The sequence below is a fragment of the Halopseudomonas sp. genome (genome assembly GCF_036960865.1).
Taxonomy (GTDB): Bacteria; Pseudomonadota; Gammaproteobacteria; order Pseudomonadales; family Pseudomonadaceae; genus Halopseudomonas.
Window position 1 is genome coordinate 1 of the sequence record NZ_JBALWE010000018.1, and the last position, 10,069, is coordinate 10,069.

General features: G+C 58.8%; 11 protein-coding genes. 4 read left to right on the forward strand and 7 right to left on the reverse strand.

The genetic code is table 11. From position 1 onward, the window contains the following. Window positions 1–41: 41 nt before the first annotated feature. Complete coding sequence (locus V7747_RS18375; RefSeq protein WP_335617443.1) at window positions 42–653, reverse strand: DUF4034 domain-containing protein; 612 nt, start codon at window positions 651–653, stop codon at window positions 42–44. Window positions 654–989: 336 nt separating this feature from the next. On the opposite strand from V7747_RS18375, the gene V7747_RS18380 reads away from it, so the two are divergent. Then, a complete protein-coding gene (locus V7747_RS18380) occupies window positions 990–1,388 on the forward strand; it encodes a hypothetical protein (RefSeq protein WP_335617444.1) in 399 nt (132 codons plus the stop codon). Between the two features lie 27 nt (window positions 1,389–1,415). Here V7747_RS18380 and V7747_RS18385 read toward each other — a convergent pair whose 3' ends face one another. The 4 genes from V7747_RS18385 to V7747_RS18400 form a co-directional block, all read right to left on the reverse strand. Next, window positions 1,416–2,042 (reverse strand): hypothetical protein, encoded by a 627-nt coding sequence (locus V7747_RS18385; protein ID WP_335617445.1) that lies wholly within the window; start codon window positions 2,040–2,042, stop codon window positions 1,416–1,418. A gap of 189 nt (window positions 2,043–2,231) precedes the next feature. After that, on the reverse strand, window positions 2,232–3,632 hold the full coding sequence (eat, locus tag V7747_RS18390; protein WP_335617446.1) for an ethanolamine permease: 1,401 nt from the start codon (window positions 3,630–3,632) through the stop codon (window positions 2,232–2,234). 67 nt (window positions 3,633–3,699) lie between these two features. Next, a complete protein-coding gene (gene eutC, locus V7747_RS18395; protein WP_335617447.1) occupies window positions 3,700–4,542 on the reverse strand; it encodes an ethanolamine ammonia-lyase subunit EutC in 843 nt (280 codons plus the stop codon). After that, on the reverse strand, window positions 4,539–5,945 hold the full coding sequence (locus V7747_RS18400) for an ethanolamine ammonia-lyase subunit EutB (protein WP_335617448.1): 1,407 nt from the start codon (window positions 5,943–5,945) through the stop codon (window positions 4,539–4,541). The genes eutC and V7747_RS18400 overlap by 4 nt, the downstream gene beginning before the upstream one ends. 208 nt (window positions 5,946–6,153) lie before the next feature. On the opposite strand from V7747_RS18400, the gene V7747_RS18405 reads away from it, so the two are divergent. After that, on the forward strand, window positions 6,154–7,122 hold the full coding sequence (locus V7747_RS18405) for a helix-turn-helix domain-containing protein (RefSeq protein ID WP_335617449.1): 969 nt from the start codon (window positions 6,154–6,156) through the stop codon (window positions 7,120–7,122). Between the two features lie 363 nt (window positions 7,123–7,485). Here the strand turns inward: V7747_RS18405 and V7747_RS18410 are convergent, their stop codons facing one another. Next, window positions 7,486–7,680 carry a hypothetical protein gene (locus V7747_RS18410; protein ID WP_335617450.1) on the reverse strand — a complete coding sequence of 65 codons (195 nt, stop codon included), beginning with the start codon at window positions 7,678–7,680 and terminating at the stop codon, window positions 7,486–7,488. 3 nt (window positions 7,681–7,683) lie between these two features. Here V7747_RS18410 and V7747_RS18415 point away from each other — a divergent pair, with 3 nt between their 5' ends. Next, the gene (locus V7747_RS18415) at window positions 7,684–9,102 is read left to right on the forward strand and encodes a hypothetical protein (RefSeq protein ID WP_335617451.1); all 1,419 of its coding nucleotides are present in this window, start codon (window positions 7,684–7,686) and stop codon (window positions 9,100–9,102) included. Window positions 9,103–9,228: 126 nt separating this feature from the next. Here V7747_RS18415 and V7747_RS18420 read toward each other — a convergent pair whose 3' ends face one another. Further along, window positions 9,229–9,642 carry a hypothetical protein gene (locus V7747_RS18420; RefSeq protein WP_335617452.1) on the reverse strand — a complete coding sequence of 138 codons (414 nt, stop codon included), beginning with the start codon at window positions 9,640–9,642 and terminating at the stop codon, window positions 9,229–9,231. A gap of 181 nt (window positions 9,643–9,823) precedes the next feature. On the opposite strand from V7747_RS18420, the gene V7747_RS18425 reads away from it, so the two are divergent. Beyond that, window positions 9,824–10,069 (forward strand): hypothetical protein (locus V7747_RS18425; protein ID WP_335617453.1); only part of this gene is annotated, 246 nt, incomplete at its 3' end.

Consider the following 10,069-nt stretch of genomic DNA (forward strand, 5'->3'; position numbering starts at 1 on the left):
TCAATGCGCAAATGTGTGTAGTGATTTGACATGGCAACACCTTACTTTAGGTGTTGCACTTGGTCATTGAGACCGCCGTCGCTCCTGCGCTTTTCACTGCGCGCTTCCCAGGCGCCGTCATTCCAGACCTCGGCACATACCCAATGCGCCACGTAAGAATCCGGCATCGCCTGCAACCACCGTTGGCAGACATCCACACCCGCCAGCGCGGTATCTTCCAGCCCCTGAATAAAGGGATCGTAGCCCATGGTTTGCTGCGGGTTGAGTAAGGCCTGCTGTCGTTGAGCACTGAGACTTTGGTCCAGAAACTCAAAATCGCCGGAGAAGAAGGCGCGACGCTGCTGAAGCGTTTGCTGCACGCTGGCAGACGGCAGAGGAACGCCCAGCAAAGCCGCTTGAGTCTCGATTCGCGGGGGATCAAAGGGCATCGCCGTCGCTGCCTGATCCATATGCTCTACAGCAAGCCACTTGTCCGGCACAAACAAGCAAAACGCGCCCAGTGCCATTACCAGCAATATCGGCAACAGTAATAACCAGCCAAGATGCGGGCGAGCCGGCTCTTCGCCGTAAAACGTATCTTCGCCATACTCCAGGAGCTGCTCAGGATAGGGAGATGTCTTTTCATAACGTGATGGGGGTAGTTCGGGAGGCATGGTTTGAGTTCCTTCTCACAAAAGGGGCGTAGGTAAGAGGCCGACCTTGGCCCAAACGCAAAAAAGATATCACGCAGCAAGAAAAAAAGCCGACCTCACTCGCACTAAATTAAGTTCTGCAACACCGCTAGGCCGGGTTAGCAAATCTCATAGCAATCCCACCTGGCAACTAGGGCAACACAGCTCATCCAATTGGCGCTCCAACGGCAGGCTAGCGCACGCCGTTATCAGCTTCCTGGGCTTGCTACGCCACCGAAAGAGATTCCAGTACACAGTCATTGCAGCCGCCAGCAAAACATCGCACGATAACCGCAACGCTCAAGCCAGCTGCCTTACATGACCTCGACCGCCCTACGCCAATCCTGTCCGCCCGGTACCTGCGACTGCGATCGCGACGTACTGCTGGAAGATCCTCGTGCCGATGCACGCATCCTGCGCCTGACGCTGCATGAAGAGCGGCGGCTGGTAGAGCGCCTCGAAAATGTGACCAGCCTGCAGGAGTTGGAGCATCTGCAACAGCGCATGCAAGAGCAATTGGGCATACGCCTGCAGATTGGCCCCGGTATCGATGAGATTCGCGTAATACGCGGTATCGGCATGGCCTTTGCGCCGCAGCCGGGGCTGTGCCGTAAAACCCGCAAGGCCATTCCCGCCGCCATCCGCCGTTGCATGAAGCAGCACCCGGAGGTGGCGTATGCGCTGCTCAACAGCCAGGATTTGCTGCGCGACGCCTAGTCTGTCCTTGGCAATGCATCACCGCTGTTAATTATTGTGGAACGGTTGCACGCCATTAATAGCGATATCGGTGCCAATCACCACCACCAGCGGAACAGAAAAAACAACCAGCAGGCCGTCGGCCATAACCGCCAGCGGTGTAACCAGGGTGCGCAAACCCAGAAGGTGCGGCCGCAGAATTTCTTCTACGCGAATCTGATAACGCTGATTCAATGCCTGAGTTTGCATGGCCTCATCTACTCGCAGCCCGTTCGCCGGGTAGCGAGTACCCGCAATACTCTCCTCGAAAGCCAACAGATTACCCTCGGCGTGGTAACCCGCAGCCAATGCCGCCGCCCGGTCGACCTCGCTGGCATTTTTGATGTACAGACGGTATTGACCGAAAACACCCTGCCGCGAATTGACCTGAAAGCCATCAAAGCGCGCACCAACCTGCTCGTGAAACTCAGCAGCAAAGGTCTTGCGTATGGCCTCTGGCAAGGGGAACACATAGTGATAATCCGGCGTTAGCACAACCATCCATTGCTCATCCGCCGACACCATCACCGCATCCAGGGGCTCGGTGTACTCGTGCGTTTTATAAAGCTCGCTGGTGACACAACCGCCAGCCAGGAAAAGTGCAGCGATCAGCGCCGCCCTGCATAATCTGTTCATCCAGCCTCCGGGACAATTCTCTGCGAAGCTACCCTGCTTCGCTATGCGGCCGGTATACCCCAGAACGCCCGCAGCGGAAGGCTAAAATGATCGCAATTGCCGAGTGGCTCCCGTTTTGACCGACAAAAATCGTGCCCATAAGAAAGGCCGCCCAAAGGCGGCCTTGTTAATCAGCCTGGCACAACCAACTCAGGCCGCCGCCAGATCGGCCTCTGCATCCGCCAGCATGGCGAACTCTTCGTCCGCCGACTTGGCCACCAGGTGCTTGCGGCTGTAGCCGAAGTAGTAGGCCGCCCCCACCGCGAACAACACCATGGTGAAGAAGAAGGCGCGCGGGTCGAAGGCGTACACGCCGGTCAGGGCAATCAGCGACAGCACCAGTGCCACGCCGGACGTCACCACGCCACCGGGTGTTTTATAAGGACGCACCAGACCGGGCTGCTTGATGCGCAGCAGAATATGACTCAGCGCCATTAGCGCGTAGGAGACAGTCGCGCCGACTACCGCCATGGCCAGCATAAGGTCGCCCTCACCGCTCAGTGAGGCCAGAAAACCAAACACACCGGGCACGATCAGCGCCCGCGCCGGCACCTTGCGCTCGGTGGTCAGCGACAGCGACTTGGGCAGGTAACCGGCCCGCGACAGGGCGAATACCAGGCGGCTGTAACCGTAGATGATCGAGAAGAAGGAGGCGACCAGACCAGCCAGGCCCAGCACGTTGACCAGCGTGGCCAGGCTGCCGTTGCCGGTGGCGTTCAGCGCATCGACCAGGGGTACTGCGCTTTCACCCATCGCCTTGGCACCCGCAGCGCCCGGCACCAATACCACCACCATCAGCGCGGTGAACAGCAGGAAGACCATGGCACCGATAATGCCCTTGGGCACATCCTTGCCCGGGTCCTTGGCTTCTTCGGCGGCCAGCGGCACACCTTCCACCGCAAGGAACAGCCACATGGCAAAAGGCAACGCGGCCCACACGCCATACCAGCCGAGCGGCAGCATGTCGCTGGCACCGGCGGCCTCGGTAGCGGCGATATCAAACAGGTTGCTGGCATCAAAATGCATCACCAGCGCAACGCCGGTGGCTACGATGGCAAACACGGCCAGGCCGCTGATCACCATCATCACCTTCAACGCCTCGCCCACGCCGGCCAGGTGAATGCCCACAAACACCAGATAGAAGGCTGCGTACACCCAGGGGCCGTTGACACCCAGCAACGACTCCACCGCCGAGCCAATAAAGATCACGATGGCCGCCGGTGCCAGAGCGTACTCGATAAGTACCGCCAGCCCGGTCATGAAACCGCCGGTGGGGCCCATCGCCTGGCGGGCAAAGCTGTAACCACCGCCCGCCGCCGGAATGGCCGCGGACATCTCAGCCAGCGACAGCACCAGCGTCAGGTACATCAACGCCATCAATACTGCTGCGATGGCAAAGCCGCCCCAACCTGCCTCGGCAATGCCGAAGTTCCAGCCGGCAAAGTCGCCAGAGATCACATAAGACACACCCAGCCCCGCGAGCAGAATCCAGCCCGCGGTGCCGCGCTTGAGTTGCCGTTTGGCAAGGTACTCCTGATTGTCTGTCGACATGGTTATTCCTCTACTTTTCTAAGTGAAAGTTGCTGTTGGTTTAAAGCCTTGTGTTGCGCGTGCTGCGTTACTCGGAAACCAGAAAATTCTTGCCGCTGCCGCCGTGCTCAATCACCTCATCCTGGGTTCGGTCTTTCAGCTTCACGCCGGAGAGGTTCAGCCGCCGCGCCTCGCGCAGCAGATAGAGCACCCGCCTCGCCGCCTCTGCGTAGGGCAGCCCTGCCGGACGCACGTTGGAAATGCAGTTGCGTGCGGCATCGTTGAGGCCGGGTTTTGGATTCCAGGTGAGATACAGCCCCAGACTGTCGGGGGAGCTCAGGCCGGGGCGCTCGCCGATCAGCAGCAACACCGCGCGCGCGTTCAGCAGCTCGCCAATGCCGTCGCCCACCGCCACCCGGCCCTGCTCGACTACCGTCACCGGCGCCAGACGCCAGGGCTCAGCCTCGGCCTGCAGCAGCTCCAGCAGCGGCGCGAGAAAGGCCGCCGCGTTCTGTTGCACCGCCAAGGAAGACAGGCCATCCACAATCACGATAGCCAGATCACTCTGGCTGCTGGCCGCCGGCAGGGCCGCCAATTGCTCGCGCGAGGTGTCGTCCAGCAGGCGGCCCAGATCAGGCCGCTGCAGGTAGGTGGTGCGGTCTTGCGCCTGGCTGTGCAAACGCAATGGCGCGTCGTTCGGCAGATTGCTCAGATCCGCCAACTGCGCGCACAGCGCATCCACATCCAGCGGGAAATGCACCGCATCACGGGCTTGGGCGTGGCTTAGCTGGAAGGCCAGCATTTCGCTGGTCGGCAGGCTGATACCCGCGCGGCCCAGGCCGATGCGCGCATCAGTAAACTCGCGCAGTCGGCGCCAGGGGTTATCCACCACTTTGCCGTGCTGCAGGTGCTGATCGTCCGGCTTGCTCATCGGCGGCCTCCCGGCAACGCCTTCAGCGAGCGGGCAAAGGGTTCGGGTAGCGCGTCGTGCAGAATGTGCCGGTCGGCGTCGCGCATGATCTGCATGCTGGTGAGCCACTGCTCAAACTCTGGCGCTGGCCGCGAGCCCAGCACGCGGCGCACATAGAGCGCATCGTGAAATGAGGTGGTCTGGTAATTCAGCATGATGTCGTCCGAGCCCGGAATGCCCATCACGAAGGAGCACCCCGCCACGCCCAATAGCGTCAGCAGGTTGTCCATATCGTTCTGATCAGCTTCGGCGTGATTGGTGTAGCAGACATCGCAGCCCATGGGCACGCCAAGCAACTTGCCGCAGAAGTGATCCTCCAGCCCGGCGCGGGTGATTTCCTTGCCGTCAAACAGGTACTCCGGGCCGATAAAACCCACCACGGTATTGACCAGCAGCGGTTTGAACTTGCGCGCCACCGCGTAGGCACGCGCTTCGCAGGTTTGCTGGTCCAGGCCGTGATGGGCATTGGCTGAAAGCGCACTGCCCTGCCCCGTTTCGAAGTACATGACGTTATCGCCAACGGTGCCGCGCTTAAGGCTCAGCGCTGCCTCCCGCGCTTCAGCCAGGGTAGCGAGATTGAAGCCAAAGCTGCTGTTGGTCGCCTCGGTGCCGCCAATCGACTGGAACACCAGATCCACCGGCGCGCCGGCCTCGATGCACTCGATGGTATTGGTCACGTGGGTCAGCACGCACGACTGGGTCGGGATCTCATACTTGTCGATCACCTCGCCCATCAGCTGCATCAGCTTGATTGCCTGGGCGACGTTGTCGGTCGCCAAGTTGATGCCGATCACGGCATCGCCGTTGCCGTACAGCAAGCCATCAAGAATGCTGGCGGCGATACCATTCACATCGTCGGTCGGATGGTTGGGTTGCAGCCGGGTAGACAGGTGACCCGGCAGCCCGATGGTGCTGCGAAAGGCGGTGGTCACGTGACACTTCTTCGCGACCAGAATCAGATCCTGATTGCGCATGATCTTGCTGACCGCCGCCGCCATCTCCGGCGTGATGCCGGCCCGGACGGACTGCAGCACCTCCGGCGTGGCGTGGTCGCTGAGTAGCCAGTTGCGAAAGTCGCCGACGGTCAGATGCGCTATAGGCGCAAACGCCGCCAGGTCGTGCTCGTCGATGATCAGCCGGGTAATTTCATCCTGCTCATAGGGCACCAGCACTTCGTTCAGAAAAGTCTTGAGCGGTACATCGGCTATCGTCATTTGCGCCACGGCGCGTTCCTCTGCCGAGAGCGCAATCACACCGGCCAGACGGTCGCCAGAGCGCTGTGGCGTCGCCTTGGCCATCAGCTCGGCCAGGCCACGGAATTGATAGCTCGTGCTACCCAGTGTGTAGCGATAGATGTCAGTCATGGTTACCTCGGGCACAGAACTTGCTGCTAAAATGCGGCAACGTCGCGTAATAGCAGCAATCGATACCAGCCAATGCTGCGATAGCCGTACCAACGCAGTATCAATTTTTGGCAAATCGAAATTTGCTCGCCAATTCAAGATGTTGAAACACCAGCCTGACCAGAAACCGATCTTTTGAAGCCTAGAGGCCAACTGCAGAAGCCCATCGATGCACTCACCTATATCGCCCGACGCACCAGGACGGAGCACCCACGAGGCACAGGACGCCGACGAACATGCCCACAACCTGACCAATTGGCAGCAGGAATACGACCAGTTGGGCGCCGGCCGTTTTTACGGGCGTATTGATGAGGTGGCACTGGAGGGCTTTCAGCTGTTCAAGGAGCACACCAACCGCTCGTTAAGGCAGCAGTGCAACGTCTGGAAGGATGCCGTCTGGCTTGGAATTCCGGCACAAACCGCCGACTGCCGCATAAACGGCCTGCAGGTCGACAGCAACCAGCTGATGTGCCGCCCAGGCGACCGCGACTTTGAGTTGATGACACCCGAGGCCTTCGACATTTACGGCATCGTGGTAAAGGAAGACGTACTGCTGCGCGCCGCCGAACGCGAGGGCCGCACAATTAACCTGACCAAGCTTGAATCAGCTCCGCGGCTAACCGTTGAGCAACACAAGCTGGATCAGGTGCGTTTTCTGCTGGAGCGCGGGGTCAACCACAGCGCCAACGGCCTGAATAGTCAGTTACAGCAAGACCTGGCCACTACGGCCTTGCTCGCCCTGCTTAGCGAAGAGCACATGACCTCGGACACCACCCCCAGCTATAACCACCGCAAGCGGGTCGTCGACCAGGTCAAGGCGCATCTGGCGGCCAACCCCCAGCTGGCGGTGAGTATGACCGAGCTGTGCGAACTCACTCACGTCAGCCGCCGTACGCTGCAGTACAGCTTTGAAAGCATCCTTGGCATCAGTCCGCTGCAATTTCTGCGCACCGCGCGGCTGAACCAGGTACGCCGCATCCTGAGCGACCCGCGGCACGACACACCCATCGCCATCACAGCCGCCAATTGGGGGTTCTGGCATGCGGGGCAGTTTGCCAAGGACTACAAGGTGTTGTTTGGCGAGAATCCGTCGGAGACGGTGAGGCGTGCAAATGCCGAATCCAAGCAAATAATGTGATGCCACCGGCACATTTGAAATGTAACGGCAAAAAGCTACTATGAAGCCCAACTAGCCAAGTTAGGCCATTCATTCCAGGGAGGAATCGTGAGCAGCCATCCGATCAGACTCATCTTTGCCACCGCAGTAGTGGCGCTACTCAGTGGATGCGCCACTACCTCCAACGACTGGCATAGCGATTTTGTACAAAGTATTAACGCAGACGGGAGCAACCCTTACATCAGGGACCCCGTTATGCAGGACCTGGAAAGACGCATCCGCAACATCACCCGCGCTACAACTCCCAAAGAACCGCCCTACGACAAGGTTTTCAACCCTCGCAACCAAGCGATACTGGATAATTTTCAGGGTGAGTATGATCAGTCAGCCCTGCTGCGCGACATCGAGCTTGCGCGCGCTGGATTCCCTGCGGCGGTTGCCGCGTACTACCCCAACCTGGAGACCCGGACCGACTGTCGCATTACCGACCACAGTGCCCATTTCAATAACCTTGATACTGAGCCCACCAGTTTCACCTGGCAGTTTGTGCGTGGTAGCTGCGTCGATGGAGTTGCCCATGGCGTGGCCGAGGCCAAAGCGGCGCAATCAGACGCACGCTTTGTCGGCCGGTTCGAACATGGCGTGATGACCGAAGGCATCTTCACCATGCTGCGTAAAAACGGCACGCGGGTTGTTCAGATTGGCGGCATCCCGGGCACTACCCACACCGCACGCTTGCTGAGCAGCGAACTGCAAACGAACGGCTACCAACGTTATAACTACGGCGACTTCAATCACCAGGGCCAACTCGATGGCTTCGGTATGCACCTGTTCAAATACACTCAGAACATGGTGGTCAGCTCTGTCGGGCACTTTTCACAGGGCGAGTTGAACGGCTTTGGCGCTAAACAACGCCTGTTTGATTATGAAGGTGGACGCTTTCGCGCGGTGTGGATAGGCAACTACCAGAACGCCCTGCTAAACGGCCCAGGCGCCTGGACTAATGGCCTAGACAAACTGGTCGTCGGCCAATGGAAAGATGGCATGCAGCACGGTATCAGCTTTGAAGAGTCGGTTTTCCACTTCGGTGATTACTCCCACGACTTCATCGCCGGCCGCTATGTAAACGGAAAAAAACAGGGTTGGTTCAATGTTCGCTCCAGAGGCCTCATAGGCGATGGCGCTGAGTACCGCGACCAGTACGACAATGGCCGCTGGGTCGCCGACGACCGACAAAACCCCGAAGTCGACTTCGGACAGCTCACTGCACTCGCAGCAGGGGCCGCAGTGATTGGCTCTGCCGATATAGACGGAGCCTCCAAAGCAGCCATTGGCGGTGCCTTTATGACGGATGTCATGAGCGACGGCAATACCGGCCAAATGCGCAGCTTGCAGCGCAGCTATGACGCCGAGCTGGAACGCAGCAGAGCTAACGCAAACGCCAGCACTAGAACTGGCGCTCAGCAAGCCGAGACGAGCACTACCGCGACAACAAGCACTCCTGCAGCAACAGCAAGCTCCACCTCAGCTGAGTCACCAGGCGCTGCGGATAGAAACACCCCAACAAACCAGACACCGGGCGGAGCAAGCAACGCGCAGACGCGGGCGCAAGCAACCTCTACCCCGAGCAATACCAAAGCGGCCTCCGCTTCTGCCCGTAGCGGAGGAACAGGGACGACAGCGCCCCAAACACAGCAATCAACACAGCCCCCGCAGCCTAAAGCCAATCAGTATGTGGGCTCTGGTCGCGACTACCCCTTCACCGGCACTTCGGGCACCTTCTTCAAGCGCGATGCGGCGGTTGATCTTGCCAAACTTAGCCTGCGCAACCAGGCAGCCGAGTTCTGCGGCAGCAGCTTGAAAGCGGAGCTTATCTGGTCACCTGATCCCGTCTGCAAGGAGTCCAAGTCAGGGAATGGCGAGTTCCTGTGTACCATCGATGCGCTGGTGAACTGCTATCAGAACCTTTGCGAAGAGCGCTTCTGCGGCACGGAGAACTGATGGAAGCCGCGACCGATGCGGGCCTGCGTCGGTCGCGGCAATGAATTGAGCTAGATGCCTATGAGACTGGGTGCAGCCCACCTCCAGGTCGCGAGATAATACGCCTGAGGCCCGCCACTACAACCCTCAATAGGTGGTACCGATCCCGTGCCTTTGCTGGAAGCTATCAGCGTAAACCGTCCCCATCAGCGCTCCCGCCGACACAGCAAAGCTCAAGACAAAACACACCGCCTTGATATGCGCAAAGTTTGCCGCACCCCAGCCGAAGAAATAGCACACCGCCGCCGCCACAAACACCGCAATCGCCACCTTGTTGAGCAGGAAAAACAAGGGTATCTCGAAGGCCCACACCGTCTCCCTGGCTTTAAAGCCCGACAGGCCTATTCGCAGGTAAACCAAGGCCAACACGACCCCAAACCCAAGCGTGGCAGCAGCGTACCAAAGTGGCTTATCGCCGCTGAAGATCGCGTACAACATAAATCCCGAATAGACGAAAGCGGCAAACCAGGCCGCCAGCAAGGGAAGGATGATCAGACCCACATTACCTCCGTGTGATGTAAAGTCCGGCCAGGTGCAGCCAGAGCGAAGCGCACATTAAAACATGATCGTAATGGCGTTGCCGCTGACGGGACAGAAGGACGATTTGATCAAGGGTCCGTTGCCGTGAAAAAGCATTTTATCCTTGGCTGCAGAAACCAGATACCAATCGGCAGGATGAAAAATGCCCATGAATCCCATAGAGCGTGAAAATAAAGCGTACGGCGAGCAGCAATATAACTTCTTCAAGATATCTCCTTTGATATACCCCGTAGCCTACAAGCCGCCTCTCCGTCGGGAAGCACTCCTAATCAGAATCCATGTTTCTGGCGAGCATAAACACCTCATCAATATAAAGGAAAGAAGCGTAGCTATGGACATAGCTCTATGCCTGATTACACCGCTTTCGAACACGCGCCTGGATGTCCAT

Coding starts and splice junctions, on each gene's coding strand:
- V7747_RS18375 (WP_335617443.1), bottom strand. CDS start 653: ATGCCTCCCGAACTACCCCCATCACGTTATGAAAAGACATCTCCCTAT.
- V7747_RS18380 (WP_335617444.1), top strand. CDS start 990: ATGACCTCGACCGCCCTACGCCAATCCTGTCCGCCCGGTACCTGCGAC.
- V7747_RS18385 (WP_335617445.1), bottom strand. CDS start 2,042: ATGAACAGATTATGCAGGGCGGCGCTGATCGCTGCACTTTTCCTGGCT.
- eat (WP_335617446.1), bottom strand. CDS start 3,632: ATGTCGACAGACAATCAGGAGTACCTTGCCAAACGGCAACTCAAGCGC.
- eutC (WP_335617447.1), bottom strand. CDS start 4,542: ATGAGCAAGCCGGACGATCAGCACCTGCAGCACGGCAAAGTGGTGGAT.
- V7747_RS18400 (WP_335617448.1), bottom strand. CDS start 5,945: ATGACTGACATCTATCGCTACACACTGGGTAGCACGAGCTATCAATTC.
- V7747_RS18405 (WP_335617449.1), top strand. CDS start 6,154: ATGCACTCACCTATATCGCCCGACGCACCAGGACGGAGCACCCACGAG.
- V7747_RS18410 (WP_335617450.1), bottom strand. CDS start 7,680: ATGGGCAACTCCATCGACGCAGCTACCACGCACAAACTGCCAGGTGAA.